Consider the following 21,029-nt stretch of genomic DNA (forward strand, 5'->3'; position numbering starts at 1 on the left):
GCAGGGCCCTCCCTGATCTCTCTTGATTTTTACCGCTGTATAGATTATATGTACGTTCCGCTCTGAGGAACGTATCCTCATGAAACCTCCTGCTTGGCAGCCGTCTCCATTTCCGGACTCTGTACCAGCTGTGACGTACAGTGAGGACACCTCGTCGCGGAAAGCGGGATTCTGGATTTGCAGTATGGGCATTCTTTTTCGGTAGGCTCTGTCGGAGCCGCCGGTTTCTTATAAAGTTTATTGAGCTCTTTGATTACCATAAATACAACAAACGCCATAATCAGGAAGTTGATTACCCCTGTTAAAAAAGATCCGTATGCCAGGACAGAAGTTGCCGCTTTTGCCTCGTCCAGCGTTGCGTATGTTCCTCCATCCAGGGCGATAAACATATTCGTAAAATCAATCTTTCCTGTAAGAAGACTGATCAGAGGCATGATAATATCATCCACCAGCGATTTTACGATTCCGCTGAAAGCGCCGCCTATAATAACGCCGACTGCCAGATCCAGCATATTGCCTTTTAATGCAAAGTCCTTAAATTCCTGCATCAGTTTTTTCATGAATAAGTTCCCCCTTTTCCTTTGTATACGCAGGTAAAACAGCCAATCTGCTGCTGTTATACCATAGCCGCAAGCGGCTATAGCAGCCTCCTTCAGGACTGGCGCACGGCTTTCTGCAGCCAGCGCAGAAACCATTCATGCGCTGGTATAGCGACCGCGCAGATAGAATGCCGCTTTACGGACATTATATCATGGGTATGGATAAAAGTTAAGCGAATTCTTACAGCCCCACCTTTCGCTGTGCGGCTTTCTTTTGTCATTTTTATTATGAATTTTGTAAGAAAAACTGAAAGCACTTCTGTTTCTCCCGTGGTATAGTTTTATCAGACAGGAGGGATCAAATATGAAAAAGATGAAAGATCTGCAGCATCGCGGCTTTTTAATCTCAGCCACTTGCTTTCTGGCTCTGGCCTGATCTGCACCGCAGCCAGGTTCCTTTCAGACCGCCGTCTGAATCCTGACGGACACCTATGGATCGAGGCCTCGTCACAGAATTCGGACCGGATGAGCTCAGGCCGCCGAGCTTCTATATGTTAATCACCAAGGCAGACGGACTGGATTTTCAGGATGATATCAGTCAAAAGGCCTTCCTTCCTCCATATTATACGGATTTCAAAGTCAACAGCCTGCGTGTTCCAGCAGATATTCTGTATGATGAAAAAGACCGCCAGCTGTCAATGAGTGATATCTCTATGGGCACAAGAGCCAGAGCTCATATCAAACGTCATGGGGAGGAAGGTATTGATGAAATTGATAAAGTCATCGTTTATACAGAAGAGTTTAAAGCCAAACAGCCAACCGGCATGTACGGCGTTGGACAGCCCATGCTGATGGTTCATGGCCGCCTGTACAGCAATCCACAGCCAAGTACGTTTACCGAGCCGCCTGACGGATATGAATGGATCGGCACGGTTATGCTGAATTCCTCAGAGCAGCTTCCCCAGCAGGATTTCGAAGCATGTCATATCTCTGCTGAATCCGAAATCTATCAGAACCTTTCCTTCAATTCGGACATAATACTTGTAAGTGAAAATGGCCGGTGGTTTACCATGACCCCTATGCCCACAGATGAAAAGGTCACGGATCAACCGGTTTAGAATTTACGCGTATCTTTTACCGTTTTCAAATAATTCAGTATTTCTTCTCTATTCATACCGCCGGCGGCATATATGGTGGCAGCTACTGCCCCCTCTACCAGGGGGCAGTCTGCCATTTGAATTCTGTCAGAGCCGTATGCCTCTATCACCATCTCTGCAGTCATTACTGCGCTGCCCATATCCATCAGAATAATTACACCGTCCTCCGAATATACACGGTCCACAGCTTTATATATTTTATCGAAGCTTGTTCCGAATCCGCCGTCTTCCAGTCCGCCGGCAGCTGCAACCTTCGCCTCCGCAGCCATAACAGCGGTAAATTCCACTACGCTTTCTGCCAGGTTCCGGCTGTGAGACACAATCACTATTCCTACCATAAAAGCTCCCCCCCCCTTACAAGTTCTTGGAAATCTCCTGAATCATATAGGTAAATGAAACAGCACCAGGGTCCTGGTGTCCCAGACTCCTTTCTCCCAAATAACTGGCACGCCCTTTCGTTGCAATGATTTCCTTTGTATGCTCCGCACCTTTTTCTGCAGCGGCGGCCCCGGCCTCTATTGCTGTCCGGCTGTCCTGGCCGCTCTCATAGGCTGCTTTCATGGCGTTCAACGCCGGAACCATCGCATCCAGCATCGTCTTTTCTTCAACCGTGGACCTGCCGCGCATCTGAACGCCTTCCACCGCAGCGTCCATAGCAGCCAGAAAATCGTTAAAACTCATCTGCTCTTTTCCTGCCAGCACCATGCCCGCTTTCATGAAAGCAGTTCCATATAGCGGCCCGGAAGCACCGCCTACCGTTGAAACAAGTGTCATTCCTACTGTTTTCAAGATCGTTCCGATGTCATTGTTTTCCTGAGAAGGAAGCTTCTTTTTAACTTCTGTAAATCCCTTCGCCATATTAATCCCGTGATCCGAATCCCCGATTGGATTATCCAGCTCTGTCAGATAATCCTTTTCTTCTATGATTTTATCTCCGATTGCCTGAATCACGGCAATTACCTTCTTACTGTCTGCCATATCAATTTCTCCTGTTCCATTCCACATTCTAAGCTTTAAAGGCCGGCGTATCAGCCTGTGCATCCAGCAGTTCTTTGAGTTCATCATCCAGCCGCAGCAAAGAGATCGAGAAACCGTCCATCTCGATTGACGTCATATATTCACCGACAAAAGTCTTATAGACTCGGATTCCTTTTTCAGACAGTACATCTGCAACACGGTTGTTGACAATATACAGTTCCATGAGAGGAGTCGCGCCAGCTCCGTTGATCATAACCGCAACTTCTCTTCCGCTGTAATCGATATCCGCCAAAATCTGCTCCAGCAGAAGGTCGACAATCTCGTCGCAGGTCTCAGCGCTTCTTTATGCGTACCTGGTTCTCCATGGATTCCGATCCCCACCTCCATTTCGCCATCCTCGATCTCAAATCCCGGTTTTCCAGCTGCCGGAACCGTGCATGGCCGGATCGCCACCCCCATCGTCCTGACATTGTCAATAACTTTCTGTGCCGCCGCCTGGACTGCTTCCAGGTCTGCTCCTTCTTCCGCCTTTGCACCTGCTATTTTGTGTACAAATACCGTTCCGGCTACGCCTCGGCGCCCTATCGTATATAAACTGTCCTTCACTGCTACGTCGTCATTTACAACGACCTGTTTGACGAGGATCCCTTCCATCTCCGCCATTTCCGCTGCCATCTCAAAATTCATCACATCGCCGGTATAGTTCTTCACAACCATTAAAACACCAGCTTCTGTTGCGATCGCCTTAATTCCCTCGTAAATCTGGTCTGGCGTAGGAGAAGTAAATACGGCTCCCGATACAGCTGCATCCAGCATTCCTTTCCCGACATATCCTCCATGGGCCGGTTCGTGACCGCTGCCTCCGCCGCTGATGATGGCGACCTTGCCTTCCTTTTTGTGGGATCGGACCGCCACATTGCCACAGTCCAGCTTTCTTAAATACTGAGGATATGCTTTCACCATACCAAGAAACATTTGATCTTCTACCAGATCTACATTATTGATAATTTTCTTCATCACTGAATTCCTCCATCCTTCCGAAGTTTCATGGACCTGTATACATGTGCATAATTTTCCGCTTATTTCTATTATAATGTACTTTACTTCTGCTTTCAATCTTTCTTTCAAAGCGGCAATTGACACATACACCACTTCTTAGTTAAAATAGTAGAAACGGTGTTCGTACAGCAGACCGCTGTATCCGCCGGCAGAGGAGGTGTACGCTTGAACCAAACATATCAAACCATTACAATAGAAGAAGCTCATCGCAGGTTCCAGACGGGCCAGCTGGTGATCCCGCCTTACCAGCGATATTTTGTCTGGGATGAGACTCAGCAGAAGGGCCTGATTGAAAGCGTCCTCCAGGGCCACTTTATTGGTGTCATACTGATCGCAAAGTCTAAGTTCGGACAAACTTACGAAATTGTAGACGGCCAGCAGCGGTTAAGAACCATTTCCCGCTTTATTGACAACGGTTTTCGCTGCAGCGACGGCCAGGCTCCTTTGTCGCCGGAAAAGCAGGTACAGTTTTTAAGCATGCCGCTGATCTTTGTAACTTTAAGTGGAATTGAGGAGCCGTCTGAGATTGTGGACCTGTTCCGCGTAATTAATACCTCGGGAGAACGGCTCAGTTATCAGGAGCTGAGGCGGGCCGGTACTTCCGGTACCTTCGCCCAGACCGTAGAAATCCTATCTGCAGAATTATGCAGTCAGTCTGAGGTCTTTCCATCTGCTGCTTCTGATTTGGAATTCCGTGACTGCATCTGGGGACGGCTGGGCTTTTTTACGGAACAGGAAGTGCGGCAGGGCGAAGATCAGGTGCTGATAGCAAGACTGGTCCTGTCCATATTGTCAGACGTGCCTCAAACAGACGATGAAAACCAGCTGAACCTTTCCTACACTTTCGGCACGGCTGAATATCAGAAAACCGAGGAGTGGCTGCAGGACTATACGGCCGAACGACTGATACGGGAAATGAAGCTCGTCTTTTCCTTTTTTGACGGTCTGACCTTCTCCTGCGAAGACAGCCACCGTTCCAGAGAGGCGTTCTTTCTCCTTTATCTGGCCGCTTTCGACCTGGCCATCAAAAAGTGCTTGACCTTCTGTGACAATTCCGGGCTCAATAACGCTTTAAATGCCGTTCAGCTTTTAATCCCTCAAAAATCCGAATCGGCCTCCCAGTATCATGGTATTAAAAATTATGCCACCTGGCTGCTGGGCAGCAGTTTTTCTGATATGGACTATCAAAAAATAAGCGCAGCCTCAGAATTTGAAAATTCTCTCCGCCGCGCAAAACTGGAGACAGCACGTTTTGAATTTAAACAGGGCTTTTTGCGCCTGTCTCTGGATCGTTCCTACGACTGCCAGCTGAAAGATCAGATTTTGCACACGCTCTGCGGAATGGCAAACCTGGGGGACCTTACTCCCAGCTTTCTTTATATTGGAATCGCAGACAGCCGGTCTGACGCAGAACGGATTGCTCTGCTGGACAGAATTCATCCCGTACAGATTGCCGGACATTATATCGTAGGAATTCAAAGGGAGGCAGAGCGCATGAATGTCACCATTGAGGATTACTGTAAAAAGATCAAGGAATTTATCGATCATTCCGATCTTTCCAGGCATCTCGTCCTGTCTGTTCTGGCTCATATGGAGGTATTCGATTATAAAGGATTTACGATCATCTGTCTCGTTGTTCCGCCCCAGAATCAGCTCTCCTATTGCGGGGATGAGCTTTACCTGAGAAAATACAGCAATACCGTCAAATTAAGCAATCCAAGGGAAATTGTCGCTACAGCGGAGCGGTTCTCCACTTAGCAGCAATCATTCATCATCTGATAGAATATTTGGATATTAAAAGAGGGGATTGCAAAAAGCCGAATCACCTGCTCGCTTCTGAATCGCTTTTTGTAGCATGGATTATTGATGGTCATTTTATCGGACAGCATACAAAAATACAGAGGGCATCGCTTTTTTCGCAATGTCCTCTGTATTTATAGCTGCTCTGGCGGCTGCTTTCTCTGTGACGCTTTAGGCCTGATGAATCTCCAGACCATAATCCTTTGAAATAGCTGTCAGCTGTTCTCTGTAATCACCATAAACCATAGCAAAGTGATGGCCTACATATTTCTGTCCATCCAAAAACTTCTCAATATCCCCTACCTTAAACCGCATAGCCAGCTTACATTCCGGGGTAAGATAATCATCACAGCCCTCGATCGTTCCAACTACAATCATGATCCGTTTCATATCCGGACTGAGATTAATGAGCGTAACCTGATCTCCCTTGTCCCTGCCAAAATCGTATCTGAGGGTTGTTCCCCAGCCATCCATTGCAAAAGAAACCAGCTCCACAGGAAGAGGATCCTGATCGAATCCTTTCATATAACGGGTAGGAACATCGTGGAGAATCCTGCATATATTGTTTTCCCTGTCCCAAGGCATCGTATTGCCCATATACGGGGCTGCGTTAGCAACTGCCATAAGCATTGCAATGGTTACTACAGAACAGACATCGCCTGCACATGCAGCCGGAATTCCCTCTTCCTTCAACATGGATTTTGTCAGGCAGAAGGTGAACTTCCGTTTATTCAGTTCACGGGTAGCGCATACTTCAAAGCATGGAATCGTAAATGCATTGCAGTCATGGCCGGCCATGAGTTTTTTTATTGCCGCATAAAACAGCATGTCATTAACAATATACTCCGCAGGCATATGTACGCCTGCTGCATTTTCAACAAGCTCATCTGCCAGCTTCTTGGCCGCAGCCTTTTCCTCGTCTGAAAGATCATCGATCACATCGAAAACCTCCTGGGCATTGATATGAGAAAATTCCACACCAAACTGATTTCTCACATGATCCAGGGTCAGATAAGAGCTTTGGCAGCCGAATGTAAGCTGAGCGCTTTTTAACGGAAAGAAAATCCGCAGTTTTCTCAGGACTTTCTTGACCCGCATGATATCAATCGTACGCACCACGTCGTCCATATCAATACAGGCATATACTTCCTTGCGCCCAAGGGCAATGAGATGGGCGCTCATATCTACCTGATCGCATTTGGAATATGCAGTTTCGTTTGGAATAAAAGCAATGGCCTTTGTCGTACGCTTTGCCAGCTCAACGGTAAAGTAGCCGGATATGCGGAGGCCGCAAATCAGATACATATCTGCTTTATTATCATCCTCCAATGCCTTTTCCCATACATCCTGATGAATGATAAAATCCTCATTCCAGTGAAGCAGCACAGGTTCCAAAATCTCCGCTTTATCGGCATCTACCGATTCTGCAATCCGTTCCTGAAAACGCTTAAATTCCCTTTGGCTTGTTTCTATATCGGCCTCTGTTGTTAACGCGTAGCCCTGTCCATATCTGCAGGGCCCCTGATATGCATTAATATGGTACATCGTCCAAAGTATGGGTTTAATGACAACTTTTTCTTTCATTGGACTCTTTAAGTCCGGAATTGGGTATGCTTGTCTTTCAGGAATATTTGTCATACAATCTTCTCCTTTTTGAATAAACTCTGTTTTCCAAATGGCGGCCCTACTCCCTGCAGGACCGCCATGCCCCCTGTTGCGATGTAAGTTTAGATTAATCCCTCAAAGATCTTTTCATCCGGAATGTTCCCGAATAATTCTTCATCTGTAGGCACCGTATAGTTCGGAATCTCCCGCGCAACCCATGTTGTATTAATATAATTCTTCCATGTTACGTTTTCAGAAGTAATATTTCCTCCCCATGTTCCGCAGCCCAGGTTAATCGTAAACGGCATTCCGTTATTCCAGTTTCCTGCGTTGGATGTACCTACGGTCATACGGACAGCTACACGGCTTGTATGTGTACGCATGGCATATTCCATGATATGCTCGTCATTAAAGCTGTGAATTCCGCAGGAGTGTCCTGCTCCGCTGTAGGCCTGAATGCCGTTTACAAGTTCAATCGCATGATCAAATGTATCATATTTATAAGCGGTTACAATAACTGAAAGTTTTTCTCCGGAAAATGGATATTGAGGTCCATATCCGCTCTCTTCAACAATGATCCACTGCCTGTCCTCCGGAATTTTAAATCCGGCTTTTTCAGCCATTACCGGGGCCGGAAGGCAGATCGCGTCAGGATTTAATTTTCCTGGTGCTTTCCAGAGGAACTCCTGCATTTTGGCCTTTTCTTCCTCATTGCAGATGTAAGCGCCTGATTCCACACACTCTTTCATCATCTCCTGGTAAACATCCTGCTGTATTACCATTGCATTCTCTGTAGAACAGCCGATTGCATAATCATTCAGCTGCGCAGTCATGATCTTGTTTGCTGCGTCCCTGAAATCTGCCGTTTCATCAATGACAACTACTACATTGCCTGCTCCTACGCCGAACGCAGGTGTTCCGGATGAATATGCCGCTTTAACCATAGGCTTTCCGCCTGTTGCAACGATCAGATCAGCCTGCTGCATAAGGGAATTGGTCTTCTCTAAGCTTGGTTCTTCAATACATACAACCAGGTCCGCCGGATATCCCATATTTACAAGCAGCTTACGAATGTCTTCACAAGCCAGCATAGTAGATTTTTTGGCGCGTGGATGGGGGGAAAATACGGTTGCATTTCTGCCCATAATTGCATTCATAGCTCCAATAAATACGACTCCCATCGGCACGGTTGTGGGAACAAGTGATGCGACAACTCCTACTGGCTTTGCGATCTTTACCAGCTGCTTTGCCTCATCCACTTCCACGACTCCCACTGTTTTTGCAAACATATGGTCCCGTGTAATCCCTCTCGCACGGGCCTCGTTCTGTCAATCTTACTGGGAATACGTCCCATCTTTGTCTCGTTGTAATTGAAATCCGCCCATTCCTCTGCTCTGTTAATCGCCAGCCATCCAATGGCTTTGGATATTCTGCGGACATCTTCCTGTGTCAGATTCTGAATCTGATCCATTGCTGCCCGCGCTCTGCTTACGAGTCCGCCGATATACTGTTCTGTTTCTTTAGAAACTTCCATGACAACTCCTCCTTCAATCATGTGTTAACCGTTAATCCCAAGCCTTTTTGCTTTATTCAGCAATTTTACAGCCCTTTCCGCTACCGGTTTATCTACCATTTTATTGCGGTACATACACGCGCCCTTGCCTTCTTTCACGGATATTTCAAAGGCTTCTACAACGCCTTTGGCAAAGTCAATCTCCTCTGCGGAAGGTGAGAACACTTCGTTGATTATCTCAATATGGCCAGGGTGAATACAGGTCTTTCCCGTAAAGCCAATTGATTTAACATATTGCGCATCTCTTCTTAGTCCATCCAGATCTTTAATGCCCGTATAGGGAGTATCTAAAATATCAATCCCCCTGGCTCTGGCTGCCATCGCCAGCTGCTGTCTGGCATATCGTATTTCGTTTCCTTCGGACGTCCTGACAATCTCCTGTTCCTTTGTAAGGTCTTCTGCTCCCAGCTGAACCCCATCAATGCGGGGCGAAACGCCTAATACTCTGTAAGCATTTGCAATTGCATAGGCCGTCTCGAAAAGAGGTACTATGCCAATTGTTCCGATTTCCAATCCCAGCTCCTTTTCTACAGCTTCCAGCATGGTATCCACTGCGATCAGGGATCTTTCATCTGCCTTTGGAACAATAACCGTGTTAATTCCCAATCCCGCCACGGCTGTTATATCTTTATAACACCATGACGTATCTGCTGAATTAATTCTGACGATGATCTCTCTGTCTCCACCTGTCAGCTGGGGAAGAACGTCGGCCACGTATCTGCGTGCATGATCCTTTTCGTCGATGCTGACCGCATCTTCTAAATCAAGAATAACTGCATCTGCCTTGACATCTGCGGCCTTTCCCAGCATCTTCTGAGAGCTTCCCGGTATGTATAGAAGAGACCTCCTTGCATATCTGGTTTTCACAAATACCACCTCCTGTATTTACGGATTAATGACAACTTTTAGGCTGTGGTTCTTGCGTCCCACAAAAACATCCATCGCCTCCTGGTATTTTTCCAGCGGGAATCTATGGGTAACTAATGTATCCCCGTCAATGACTTTCCTTTCCAGCATGGACAAAACGGCCTCCGAAACTCCAGGATTCGCTCTTGAACCATATATGGTCAATTCGTTGCTTATCATGTCTGTAAGATTAGGAATCTTCAGATCAGGGTCGTGATAATGGCCTACCAGCCCCATTCTTCCGCCTCTCTTCAGCATCTTCATTCCCTGTACAGGAGTAGCGGCGCCGCCTGAACATTCCAGGACCTCATCAACGCCGAAACCATTTGTAATCTTCCTAACGGCTTCCACAGGATCTTCTTTGTTGATATCCACAATGTAATCCGCCCCTGACTCCTTAGCATGCTGTAATCTGTCGCCTCGTCCAATCATAATAACTCGAGCAGCTCCGTAGCCTTTTGCGATCTGCATAGCAGCTACGCCGGCCGGCCCTGGTCCAAATATGGCTACCGTACCCGCCGTGGTAATCCCTACTCTGTCAATACAGTGCATTGCAACACCGCATATATCACAAAGCGCTGCATGATCATAGCTTAAACCATCTGGAATACGATGGACCGCCTTTGTTGGATAAGCATTGTATTCACAATTTGCACCATTATAATTAAATCCGAAGTGGCGTGCTCCTGTTTCCGGTTTTCCGTAGTTTAAGCAGATCGTATAATTCCCCGCCAGACAGTTTCTGCAATACCCGCAGCCTGCATGAGCTTCTCCGGCAACCCGGTCTCCAATCTGAAATTCCGTAACTCCTTCCCCCAGTGCTACAATCTCTCCTGCCCATTCATGGCCCAATATATGAGGGAATTTCTGCGGCCATTCTCCTGGCCTGTCTCCACGTATAATCTGAGGATCGCTTCCGCAAATAGCCACTGCCTTGATTTTACACAGCACCTCGTTTCTCTGGGGAACAGGTACCGGCACTTCCTGTAATTCCAGGTGATTATAGGCCGTAAGAACCATTGCCTTCATCATCTTGGGAATATCTTTCATTTCAAATACCTCTTTTCTTGAATCAGCCTGAGAACAGCCTATTTGTCCAGTATTTTTTTAATCTCCGCAACAATCGATTCCTCATCAATGCCATATTTGTGCATCATATAGCTCAGCTGGGCCGTTTCACCAAAGTGATCCTGAAGGCCAAGCCTTACGAGATGAGCCGGCTGCTCTTCACACAGGACTTCCGCCACCGCGCTTCCAAGACCGCCATAGATCGTGTGGTTTTCAACCGTAACAATGACTTTCGTCCTTTTTGCTATTTCGGCAATCGCTTCCCTGTCGATTGGTTTGATTGAGGGCATATGAAGATGAGCAACGCTTATGCCTGATTTTTTCAGCTCCTCTACCGCCCGGATTCCCTCTGCCGTAGTGATTCCCGTAGTAATCAGCCCTGCGTCCGTTCCTTCCGACAGCAGTTCTGCCTTACCCGGGCAGAATTCTCTGTCCTCCGGAGTAAATGTGGGGACATTCCCTTTGTTGGAACGTATGTACACAGGTCCTTTATGTTTCGCCGCATACCTTAAAATCTGGGCGAATTCGTTTGCGTCTCCCGGATCATATACTTCAAATCTGGGGATGCTGCGGTAAATAGCCACATCATCGATGGAAATATGAGTGCCTCCATTTTTTTCACTTGTAAGGCCGGCATAAGTACCGATCACTTTTACATTAAAGTCATTATAAGCAATGGAATTCTTTGCCTGGTCGCAGGCTCTTTGAGCTACGAAGCAGGCAAATCCGGAAACGAAAGGAAGTTTTCCCATGGCAGCCAGACCGGCGCTAAATCCCAGAGCATCCTGTTCGGCAATCCCTACATTAAATGTACGCTCAGGGTATTTTGCTTTTACAGGATCGCTTCCGGATGCTTTCATCAAATCAGCCTCCACCACTACGAGTTCCGGATACTGCTCTGCCAGATCTGCCAGGGTTTCACCGTATGTGGTTTTCGTATCTTTTTTCTCTCCAAAATTCCTCATCGTCTTCACCCTCTCTCCAGATCATGCAGGCCCTGATTAAACTGCTCTTGTGTAATCTGTCCGCTGTGCCACTTATACTGGTTTTCCATAAAGGAAATGCCTTTTCCTTTAATTGTATTGGCAATAATCACGCTCGGCCTGCCTTCTGCGTCCTTTGCTTTTTTTACAGCCTCTGTGATCTCCTGAATATCATGTCCATCGACAACCTGAACATGCCAGCCAAAAGCCTTCCATTTATCGGAAAGCGGTTCCAGAGCCATTACATCCTCTGTCGTCCCATCGATTTGATTCATATTTCTGTCAACAAAAGCGATCAGATGATCCAGGCCGTAGTGGGAGGCTGTCATAGCCGCCTCCCAGACCTGACCTTCGTCAAGTTCGCCGTCGCCCAGCAGAGCATAGACATATAAATTTTTTTTATCAAGCCGGGCCGCTGCAGCCATGCCGCATGCTACAGAAATCCCCTGTCCTAAGGGACCGGATGAGTAATCAATTCCCTGTACCTTTAATCTGTCCACATGCTTTGGCAGGCTTCCGCCGTCCTGGTCCAGTTCCGGCAGACGTGCCTGATCAATAAATCCCAAATCGGATAGAATGACATATAATGGCGGACCTGCATGGCCCTTGCACAGAACAAACCGGTCCCGGTCTTCCCATTCAGGATTCTGCGGCTGGATATTCATTACATCGTAATAGAGCGCCGTCATTATTTCAATTGCTGAAAGAGAACCGCCATAATGCCCTCCACCGGCACGATAGATCGTTTCAAAGGTTTTTTTCCGCAGTTCCTGTGCCTTCTTATTTAATAACATCATCATTCACCTGATTTCTTAATTTATGTATTACATCAGTATACAAACTTGTTGATTCCATATACAGAACGCCATCCCTCAGAGAACGGTTCTTTCATATATGGTTCCATCTCTTCCGTTGTACGCAGAGTCATAGCCTCTGGCTTTGGAGTCGTTCCGGCCGGATAGGATTCAAGATACTCGTCTACGAGCATAACAATGTACTTCATGATACACAGCAAAGGCCGTTTTGCCTTTTCCAGCGTCGCTCTGGTCGGATGGCCTACGACGCCTTCCGGAGTGGCAAAAATCTCCATTGCGGAATGGCCCTCACCCTCAGACCATCTGGACGGTCTGCGGTAACTGTCGACCGAGTTGTCAAAATGTCCCCCGTCTGTTTTCATCAGACTCATCGGGTCCGTATCTACTGCATAATCCATATTGACCATCTTAGGGAACAGATAGAGTCCGCAGGATGTCTCCGCTTCATCTGCATGGGTAAATGGCGTGTCGTAGATACCGCCGTCTCTCTTTACGGCAAACATTTCACGCACTGCGCGATGCCAGTCGATACAACGGAAGATACCTGGCAGCTGATATGTCTTGCAGAATCTCTGGAGTGCGGATTCCAATACCCAGAACTGTCCATGGTTATTTACAATGATCTGCTTCCGATAACCATCGTTCCAAAGTCCCAGCATAACATCTTCCAGCTGTCCGATTACGATGTCTTCATGCACAACAACTGTGCCCGGCATACCCATATGGTGCAGCGGATGGCAGCCATAGTTCAGCGGCGGAAGGGCAATTGCTGTCGGATAGCCTTTATTGGCCGTATACCGGCGGACGCCTTCACAGATACAAGTTACAAAGAATGTATCCATTGCGCTTACGGTGTGATCACCGTGCATTTCCGTACATCCTACAGGGATAAGAACAACGTCGTTCTTTTTCTTTTCTTCTACCAGATCTTTGCGGATTGTCGTCTGGATGTACATGCCCGGAGCCCCAAACTGCGGTTCGCAGGGGAAGCCGAATTCGGCAAGCCATTTGTCCAGCTGCTCTTCGTCCGCATCGAAGATTTCCTTTTTCATGCGTCCAACCTTTGTGTCCTCAAAAGACATCTTTCCATTTTCGCTCCAAATTACTCCTGGGATATTGTTTAATGCCATGTTTTATTCCTCCTGTTTTTTATTTAAATAATTTTTTAATAACTTTTTTAACTCTCGTTTCCCGCGCTTTTCAGGCGCGTCACTATTTTAGATCGTAATAATTACTTTGATTACGCCGTCCTGGCGGCTCGTAAACAGCTCGACGGCCTCGTGGAATCTCTCCAGGGGGAAATGATGGGTAATCATTTTTTCCGCCTGAATCATTCCTGCGCTCATCATCGCCAGCACCTTGTCCGAAGAGTTCGGCGTTCCCCGGCTTCCTACCAGTTTCTTCTCATCCCATACAATGGTTTTAATATCTATTTCCATCTCATTCTTTTTAGGAATTGCCACTAATCCCACAACTCCGCCCCGGCGGCAGGCATGCAGCGCAAGATCCATGGACGCTTTATTTCCGGCACAGTCGAAGCAGCGGTCTGCTCCCGTTCCTGTAATTTTATGTATGTTTTCCAAAACATCCCGGTCCATGAAGTCATACACATAGTCAGCCCCAAATTCTTTCGCCTTATCTTTTCTGGCCCCTGTTTCCAACACTATGGTACGGCTTCCCATCGCTTTGTTCAGCATCAGCATAGCCATCCCAACCGGCCCGCATCCTACAATTACAGTCCAGCCTCCCGGAACTGTCCCCGCCTCCTGTATCGCATGAAATGCAGTACAGACCGTATCTGTCAGCGCGCCATGATCATACGTCAGATTATCCGGAATTTTATGAACCGTCTCCGGGCGGTATACGCAGTATTCCGCATAACAACCGGGTACTGTAAATCCATACTGTTTATGGCCTGCCGATACATTTCCAAAGTTCAGGCAGAGATTGTATCTTCCCATCTTGCAGTTTTCACAGTAGCCGCAGCCCAAATGAGATTCCACTGCAACCCTGTCCCCTACTGCAAAATTTTTCACATCTTTTCCGCATTCGACAATAACTCCGGCCCCTTCGTGACCTGCAATATGGGGAAGGCTCCCCGGAAGTCCGTCTGCCATGCTTCCGCCTGCTAGCAGTACGGGATCAGAACCGCATATTGCAACTGCTTTCATTTTCACCATTACTTCATTCGCATGGCATACCGGCATGGGGACTTCTTCAACTTCATATTCCCCCGCGCCTCGCATAATCAATGCTCTCATAGCCCTTCACACCCCTCTCTCTTTTTTATAATTAATTATTGCTTACACATTGATTCCAAGTACTCCGGGCAGCCATATGCTCAGTTGTGGTATGTAGGTGATAATCATCAGTACAATTATCATTGTAGCAATCCAGGGTACAATTCTTCGTACCAATTTATCAAACGATATCTCTCCCACCTGAGTTGCCATGAACAAATTGGCTCCCAGCGGCGGTGTAATAAATCCGATTGCAAGGTTTGTAATCATAATAATTCCAAAGTGTACCGGATTAACTCCCAGCTGAGTGATTACCGGCAGCAGAATAGGCGTCAATATGATAATTGCTGCGTTCGTTTCCATAAATGTACCTACAATCAGCAGCAGCACATTAATAAATAACAGCACGAGTACCTTGCTCTGTGTCAGACCGAGAATAAATGCTGCGACCTTGTTCGGCACCTGACTGATCGTCAGAATACGGCCAAAGCCTGTAGATATGCCGATAATAATCAGCACTGCCGCACACATCGTACATGACCGAAAGGCTATGGGGACCAGATCTTTCACTGTAATTTCCTTATAAATAAATACTGCTACAATCGCACCATACACTCCGGCCACTGCCGCTGCCTCCGTTGGTGTAAAAAGGCCTCCGTAAATTCCTCCAAGGATGATGACCGGCACCATTAATCCAGGTATGGCAGTCAATATAACATGTATGGCCTCTTTAAATGTGTATTTTTGATCGGTGCCTTTGTATCCGTGACGGCTGCAGTAGAAAACGTTGTAGATAATCAAAGCGATTCCTATTGCAATTCCAGGAAAGATTCCGCTCATAAAAAGGGCCGATACCGATGTGCCGGACGCAACTGCATATACCACCATGCAGACGCTGGGAGGTATAATGACTCCTACCGTTCCTGCCGTTGCAACGAGGGCTGCAGAATACCCCCTGTCATATCCTGATCTGACCATTGACGGAATCATAATCATTCCAATCGCCGCCACTGCCGCTGAACCAGTTCCTGAAATCGCTGCAAAGAACAGTGATGTAACAATCGCCACAATTCCTAATCCACCAGTAAATCTTCCAAAAAATATGCTTGTAACATTTAACAGCCTTTTAGAAATTCCGCCCTGCCCCATTACGTCTCCTGCAAATGTAAACAGAGGTACCGCCATCAGCGGAAATGAGTTCAGCCCCTGTATCATGGACTGCACGAAAGTCTGCATACTGATGGGATGGACCGCCGTAATTGTGGATAAGGCCGCCAGTCCAAGGGAAATTCCAATCGGTACAGATAAAACCAAAAAAGCTATAAGTGAACCAAATAAAATTCCTGGTACCATTTTCAGCCTCCTTCCTTAATATGGGCTTTTGCATCGCATTCTCCATCCAAAGCTTTCCTTGCTTTCGGAATAAAGCAGGGACGATTCTGCGGATAGTGCTCTCCATTTTCGTTTGCAAATATCTCGAAAGCTGCTTTAAAGTGCATAAGTTTCCACACAAGACTTTGAATACCGCGAACTGCCATCAGCAGAAATCCAACTAATCCGGCTGCATATAAAACATTAGCCGTAGCATGAATCGTAACAAGGCGGTCGCCAAACTCATTTACCTGTCCGCATACAATAACCGCTGCTTTAAAACCGAACACGACAAATACCAAAAAAAGCAGATCACAGACAATCATAACAATCCTCTGGCCTTTTTCCGGCAGCAGATCACGGGCAAAAGCCATCCGGACATGCCTGTTATTACGGGTCAAATATCCAAAGCTGATATAAGACAGCCATACAAATAATAATCTGGACATTTCCTCGCCCCAGTTAAACCCTTTCCCCACGATACGCAGGCATACCTGCATCGTAACCAGGAGAATCATGGCAAAAAACAGAAGTACCATAAGAAGGGGTTCAAAATTCACGTCAATCCATTTTATGACTGATTTCATATTCCACCTCCATAACTTAATTCGTTCTGGCCTCTTCACATGCGCTGAATACCATATCATATATTTCCTGACCGCAATTCGCTATGATGTCATCTTTTACCGCAGCATTCATCTTATCTCCCAATGCATGGCGAACTTCAAGGGATACTTCATTTACTTCCACACCTGCTTCTGACTGAATTTTTTCCAGTGCATCCGCCTCTGCATCAGCGATTTCTTTCCAATCGTAATCAATTGCTGTCTTTGCGGCATCCATAACAATCTTTCTGTCTTCTGCCGAAAGGCTATCCATGAATTTCGTATTTGCATACCACAGGAAATTGGTAAATACGTGCTGGGTCAATGACCAGTATTTCTGTGCCTCGTAGAACTTTTCCGTATAGAAGCTGGCCGTTGCACATTCCTGTCCATCGATCAAATTCTGCTGAAGTGATGTAAACAACTCATTCCAGCTCACATTTGTAAGCACTGCCCCGACAGACTCCCACGCCTTGATTTGAAGCGTATTATAGCCTCTCATCTTTAAGCCCTTAATGTCTTCCACAGCATTGATCGGATGTTTGCTGTTGGAGAAGTTACGAAATCCCATGAGCATATACCCAATGCCTGTTAACCCGTGAGCTTCCAGAGGCTCCATCATTTTCACACCAGCCTCCCCTTCCAGCACTTTCTTGGCATGGTCCAGGCTGTCAAACATATAAAAGCTTTCCCATACAGCAAATTCCGGTATTGTCTGAACAAAATTGCTCGTAGTAGAGGCACTCATCTCAATTTCACCCCGTCTGCACTGTTCAAATGTATCCTGGACGCTACCCATCTGTCCGCCTGGGAATATCTGAACCTCTATTCTTCCTTCCGATTTTTCCTCCACTTCTTCTTTGAACTTTTCAAAGGCTTTCTGAGCCGGTGTTGTCACACTGTTATCATGAGCGATACGAATGATGATTTTTTCACCCGTATCCGCCGCGGCCGCAACCGCAGCTGTATCAGCCGCTTCCTTCCCTGATCCAGAACCTCCGCATGCTGTAATTCCAAAAACAAGTGAACACGAAATTATTACAGAAACTAATTTTCTTATTATTTTCTTCATAGATCCCTCTCCTTTTCATAGATTAAACTATCGTATTTCTTCTTTCATACCCTGTGCCGTTTGCAGCCCCTCTCATCGATTCGTTAAAGTATTCCCTGTGTTAAACCTCCTTCCCCGGCAATTCATTCATTGCCTGAATTATTATATCTGCCAACGTATCTGTTTCTTCCAGCGTGTTTTTCTTGCTGAATCCGATTCTCAAAACACTTTCCAGCCTTCCTGCGCCAAGATTCATTGCCTGAATCACATGACTGACCGCCCCTGCTGAACAGGCCGAACTGCCAGAAACATATACGTTATGTAACCTCAAATAATTAAGCATCTCATCCGTCCGAATCCCCTGAGCCGAAATATTCAGTATATAATCCAGGCTTTTTTCCGGAGAATTAATGACAATTCCCGGTTCGGACCGCAGACGGTTAATGAGCCTCTCTTTCAGTTTCTTCACATAACGGTTATTCTCATCCATGTGAAGGACAGCCTTTTCTGCCGCCTGTCCAAAAGCAGCAGCCAATGGAACAGGCTCTGTTCCCGGACGGATTCTGCTTTCTTGTCCGCCTCCAAATCTCCTTGGCACGATTTTAGTTCCCTCTCTTACATAAAGTGCTCCTACGCCCTTAGGTCCGTGAATTTTATGTGCACTTGCCGAAAGCAGATCTACTCCGCATTGATAAAGTTTAAAGGGCATCTTTCCAAACGCCTGTACACAATCACAGTGTATGATTGTATTGGGATTTTTCCTGCGGACCTCCCGGACAATTTCTTCTACAGGCAGAATCTCTCCAGTCTCGTTGTTCACCGCCATAACTGAAACCAGGATTGTTTCTTCATTGACCTCTTTAATTACGTCTTCTGCACGAATAACACCTTTATAAGGAGTCACAAAAACGGAATCAAATCCCATCTTACCCAATCGTCTGACCGGATCGATTATGGAATTGTGCTCAATCGCTGTAGTCACAATTCTTCCCTTGCCAAAGTTTTCCGCAACTCCAAACACTGCCAGATTATTACTCTCCGTCCCTCCGGAAGTAAAATAAACATCTTTTGTAGGGGCACTGATCGTCATCGCGACCTGCTGGCGAGCCCGGGTCAGAATATGGAGAGCCTCCCGTCCTAAATGATATGGTGACGACGGATTTCCAAAGTTATTGACCATTACGTCACAAGCCGTCTGAGCAATATCATCATCAACCTGTGTAGTTGCGCTGTTGTCAAAATATATAAAGTTCATATCATCGCCTCTCATAATGAATACGTATTCATTTACAAGATTTATCATACATTAATTTATTTAACGTGTCAACAATTTTATTCTGAATCAGTATCAAAAGTCTCTATTTTGTATGTTTTTCCTATATTTATTATGCTTTTTTGTCTATTTTTCACATCCGAAATATTCCTAAAAACGTTTTTTCGCTTTTTTCTTAGTCCTTTTTTATATTTTTATTTTTTAAAATGAATTCGCTTTCATTCCTATTATTCCTAGCTTTTTTGTTCTAAAAAGCAAAAAAAGACCAGCCTGATTGTTACAGGTTGGTCTGATCTTCATATATCATAAGTTATACGAGACTTTAACTCTTAATTAAGTTGTTTTTCTTTCAACGAGAGCACACCGAAAAAGTCTAAGTCCGCCTTCTCTTTCCTCTCCAGCTTCAGCAGCAAACAGATATCGGCAGGTTCATCGATCATTTCTTCGAGGGGCTGGCGTATGGTTGTCAGAGATACACTTGTCCAGGAACACATTTCCACATCGTCAAATCCAACAATACCTACGCTGCCGGGAACATCAAGACCCAACTGAAGCCTTGCCGCATCCAACGCACCCATAGCGATCGAATCATTGGAACAGAATATACCATCTGGCGGATTATCCTTTTCATACAGTCTCAGCATTGCATTCCACCCGAATTCATACGTGTAGTCGCCCTCGTCCACAATTTCTACATATTCGCTTGTATATCCCCGTTCCCTGAGACGTTCAACAAATCCAGAGCAGCGATCCTTTCCACTACTTGTATTCTTACCGCATATAAATGCAAAACGGCTATATCCCTTGTCCAGAAGATGATTGGCAACCATACGTCCGGCCTCTCCATTATCGCTGCATACCGCACACAAATTACGGTTTGTAGAATAGCGGTTAAACAGCACCAGCGGCTTCTTTGTTCGAACTAATGCTTCCGTCAGTTCGCTGGGAAGCGCCGGAGCGGTAACCACTACGCCGTCCACTTGGTATTCCAATACACGTCCCATAATCTGTTCCAGATTCTTATTTGTTTTCATTTCAAAAAACAAAATTTGTTTGTTTCTTTCCTGAAACCGCTGAACAAGTTTTGCTAAAACGTTAGTATAGAAAGGATTGCATACATCAGAAAGTACAACTGCAATAATGTTTGTTTTGTTAGCCGATAGACTTCGTGCTATAACATTTGGCTTATATCCAAGCTCTTCTGCAGCCTTCATTACTTTCTGCACCGTTTTTTCAGATACTATTGTCTGCCCGCTAAAAACTCTGGAAACAGTCGCCTGAGATACTCCTGCCATTTCTGCAACCTGCTTTGATGTAGAATGTATAGGCTCTCTTTTCAATCGTGCCATTAAGCTATATCCCTCCAAATACTATTATATTTTTTCCATTCCGGTGCGTATCAAAAATAATTTCTGTCAGTTGTGTATCTCAATTTATAGAAAGTTATTCAAATGTTCCGTTCTAAATGGTTCCGGGGAATATATAAATTTAAATTGCTTAAAACGCAGAAAAGGAGCGGAATTCTTATGAATCCCCCTCAACCATTAGTACAAAGTCTATTCTTTAAGGTTTCTCTCTTAAAATAAAAAGCGCGAGACGGGATTCGAACCCGCGGCCCCCACCTTGGCAAGGTGGTGCTCCACCCCTGAGCCACTCGCGCATAAAGTCTAATATTTTTAATAATCGGGGTGACAGGATTCGAACCTGCGACCTCCTGGTCCCAAACCAGGCGCTCTAGCCAAGCTGAGCCACACCCCGTCATCACCGTTTTATTAAGTATGATCACATACCTTCAAAACCACATATTGAAATTATTCATCCGTTTCCTTTTGTTTCCCTAACTCTCTTCCTTCACGCCTTCTGGTTAAGCCCTCGACCGATTAGTAACAGTCAGCTACATGCATTGCTGCACTTCCACCTCTGCCCTATCTACCTCGTCGTCTTCAAGGGGTCTTACTCTTGCGATGGGATATCTCATCTTGAGGGGGGCTTCACGCTTAGATGCC

The 21,029-nt window shown here is 46.0% G+C and carries 19 protein-coding genes, 2 tRNA genes, 1 rRNA gene and 1 pseudogene; 2 read left to right on the plus strand and 21 right to left on the minus strand.

The window, feature by feature from the left end; translation table 11 throughout:
* Positions 1 to 77: 77 nt before the first annotated feature.
* On the minus strand, positions 78 to 551 hold the full coding sequence (gene mscL, locus DXA13_RS12040; protein WP_347559840.1) for a large conductance mechanosensitive channel protein MscL: 474 nt from the start codon (positions 549 to 551) through the stop codon (positions 78 to 80).
* Positions 552 to 1,030: 479 nt separating this feature from the next.
* On the opposite strand from mscL, the gene DXA13_RS12050 reads away from it, so the two are divergent.
* Positions 1,031 to 1,657, plus strand: coding sequence for a hypothetical protein (locus DXA13_RS12050; RefSeq protein WP_118244761.1), 627 nt, complete (start codon positions 1,031 to 1,033; stop codon positions 1,655 to 1,657).
* Here the strand turns inward: DXA13_RS12050 and dhaM are convergent.
* The 3 genes and pseudogenes from dhaM to dhaK all read right to left on the minus strand — a co-directional run bounded on the left by dhaM (position 1,654) and on the right by dhaK (position 3,691).
* Complete coding sequence (gene dhaM, locus DXA13_RS12055) at positions 1,654 to 2,034, minus strand: dihydroxyacetone kinase phosphoryl donor subunit DhaM (RefSeq protein ID WP_118244763.1); 381 nt, start codon at positions 2,032 to 2,034, stop codon at positions 1,654 to 1,656. The genes DXA13_RS12050 and dhaM overlap by 4 nt on opposite strands.
* A gap of 16 nt (positions 2,035 to 2,050) precedes the next feature.
* Positions 2,051 to 2,674, minus strand: a complete 624-nt coding sequence (gene dhaL, locus DXA13_RS12060; protein ID WP_118244765.1) for a dihydroxyacetone kinase subunit DhaL — start codon at positions 2,672 to 2,674, stop codon at positions 2,051 to 2,053.
* A gap of 28 nt (positions 2,675 to 2,702) precedes the next feature.
* A pseudogene (dhaK, locus tag DXA13_RS12065) lies at positions 2,703 to 3,691 on the minus strand (dihydroxyacetone kinase subunit DhaK).
* Positions 3,692 to 3,898: 207 nt separating this feature from the next.
* On the opposite strand from dhaK, the gene DXA13_RS12070 reads away from it, so the two are divergent.
* Positions 3,899 to 5,491 carry a DUF262 domain-containing protein gene (locus DXA13_RS12070; protein ID WP_181995648.1) on the plus strand — a complete coding sequence of 531 codons (1,593 nt, stop codon included), beginning with the start codon at positions 3,899 to 3,901 and terminating at the stop codon, positions 5,489 to 5,491.
* Positions 5,492 to 5,704: 213 nt separating this feature from the next.
* Here DXA13_RS12070 and DXA13_RS12075 read toward each other — a convergent pair whose 3' ends face one another.
* From DXA13_RS12075 to DXA13_RS12155, 17 genes are all read right to left on the minus strand, one after another.
* Positions 5,705 to 7,171 (minus strand): hypothetical protein, encoded by a 1,467-nt coding sequence (locus tag DXA13_RS12075; protein ID WP_118244770.1) that lies wholly within the window; start codon positions 7,169 to 7,171, stop codon positions 5,705 to 5,707.
* Between the two features lie 89 nt (positions 7,172 to 7,260).
* Positions 7,261 to 8,427: an aldehyde dehydrogenase family protein gene (locus DXA13_RS12080; RefSeq protein ID WP_118244772.1), complete on the minus strand. Its 1,167-nt coding sequence runs from the start codon at positions 8,425 to 8,427 to the stop codon at positions 7,261 to 7,263.
* Entirely contained in the window at positions 8,373 to 8,672 is a 300-nt protein-coding gene (locus DXA13_RS12085; RefSeq protein ID WP_118244774.1) for a hypothetical protein, read from the minus strand. The genes DXA13_RS12080 and DXA13_RS12085 overlap by 55 nt, the downstream gene beginning before the upstream one ends.
* Positions 8,673 to 8,696: 24 nt before the next feature.
* Positions 8,697 to 9,578 (minus strand): CoA ester lyase, encoded by an 882-nt coding sequence (locus DXA13_RS12090; protein WP_118244776.1) that lies wholly within the window; start codon positions 9,576 to 9,578, stop codon positions 8,697 to 8,699.
* Between the two features lie 18 nt (positions 9,579 to 9,596).
* A complete protein-coding gene (locus DXA13_RS12095) occupies positions 9,597 to 10,667 on the minus strand; it encodes an alcohol dehydrogenase catalytic domain-containing protein (RefSeq protein ID WP_118244778.1) in 1,071 nt (356 codons plus the stop codon).
* 38 nt (positions 10,668 to 10,705) lie between these two features.
* The gene (locus tag DXA13_RS12100) at positions 10,706 to 11,650 is read right to left on the minus strand and encodes a transketolase C-terminal domain-containing protein (protein WP_147348027.1); all 945 of its coding nucleotides are present in this window, start codon (positions 11,648 to 11,650) and stop codon (positions 10,706 to 10,708) included.
* A gap of 5 nt (positions 11,651 to 11,655) precedes the next feature.
* Entirely contained in the window at positions 11,656 to 12,468 is an 813-nt protein-coding gene (locus DXA13_RS12105) for a transketolase (RefSeq protein ID WP_347559837.1), read from the minus strand.
* 29 nt (positions 12,469 to 12,497) lie between these two features.
* On the minus strand, positions 12,498 to 13,613 hold the full coding sequence (iolN, locus tag DXA13_RS12110; RefSeq protein WP_118244783.1) for a 3-dehydro-scyllo-inosose hydrolase: 1,116 nt from the start codon (positions 13,611 to 13,613) through the stop codon (positions 12,498 to 12,500).
* An 87-nt stretch (positions 13,614 to 13,700) separates the two neighbouring features.
* Positions 13,701 to 14,744 carry an alcohol dehydrogenase catalytic domain-containing protein gene (locus DXA13_RS12115; protein WP_118244785.1) on the minus strand — a complete coding sequence of 348 codons (1,044 nt, stop codon included), beginning with the start codon at positions 14,742 to 14,744 and terminating at the stop codon, positions 13,701 to 13,703.
* 42 nt (positions 14,745 to 14,786) lie between these two features.
* Positions 14,787 to 16,076: a TRAP transporter large permease gene (locus tag DXA13_RS12120; protein ID WP_118244787.1), complete on the minus strand. Its 1,290-nt coding sequence runs from the start codon at positions 16,074 to 16,076 to the stop codon at positions 14,787 to 14,789.
* A gap of 2 nt (positions 16,077 to 16,078) precedes the next feature.
* Positions 16,079 to 16,681, minus strand: coding sequence for a TRAP transporter small permease (locus DXA13_RS12125; RefSeq protein WP_181995649.1), 603 nt, complete (start codon positions 16,679 to 16,681; stop codon positions 16,079 to 16,081).
* Positions 16,682 to 16,697: 16 nt separating this feature from the next.
* Entirely contained in the window at positions 16,698 to 17,771 is a 1,074-nt protein-coding gene (locus tag DXA13_RS12130) for a TRAP transporter substrate-binding protein (RefSeq protein ID WP_118244791.1), read from the minus strand.
* A 100-nt stretch (positions 17,772 to 17,871) separates the two neighbouring features.
* Positions 17,872 to 19,005 carry a cysteine desulfurase family protein gene (locus tag DXA13_RS12135; RefSeq protein ID WP_118244794.1) on the minus strand — a complete coding sequence of 378 codons (1,134 nt, stop codon included), beginning with the start codon at positions 19,003 to 19,005 and terminating at the stop codon, positions 17,872 to 17,874.
* A 347-nt stretch (positions 19,006 to 19,352) separates the two neighbouring features.
* Complete coding sequence (locus tag DXA13_RS12140; RefSeq protein WP_118244796.1) at positions 19,353 to 20,372, minus strand: LacI family DNA-binding transcriptional regulator; 1,020 nt, start codon at positions 20,370 to 20,372, stop codon at positions 19,353 to 19,355.
* A gap of 239 nt (positions 20,373 to 20,611) precedes the next feature.
* A tRNA-Gly gene (locus DXA13_RS12145) sits at positions 20,612 to 20,683 on the minus strand.
* A 23-nt stretch (positions 20,684 to 20,706) separates the two neighbouring features.
* Positions 20,707 to 20,781 (minus strand) — tRNA-Pro (locus DXA13_RS12150).
* A 102-nt stretch (positions 20,782 to 20,883) separates the two neighbouring features.
* Positions 20,884 to 21,029, minus strand: a 23S ribosomal RNA gene (locus DXA13_RS12155); the annotation flags it as partial.

It is taken from the genome of Clostridium sp. AM58-1XD (genome assembly GCF_003464085.1).
GTDB lineage: Bacteria > Bacillota > Clostridia > Lachnospirales > Lachnospiraceae > Lachnoclostridium_A.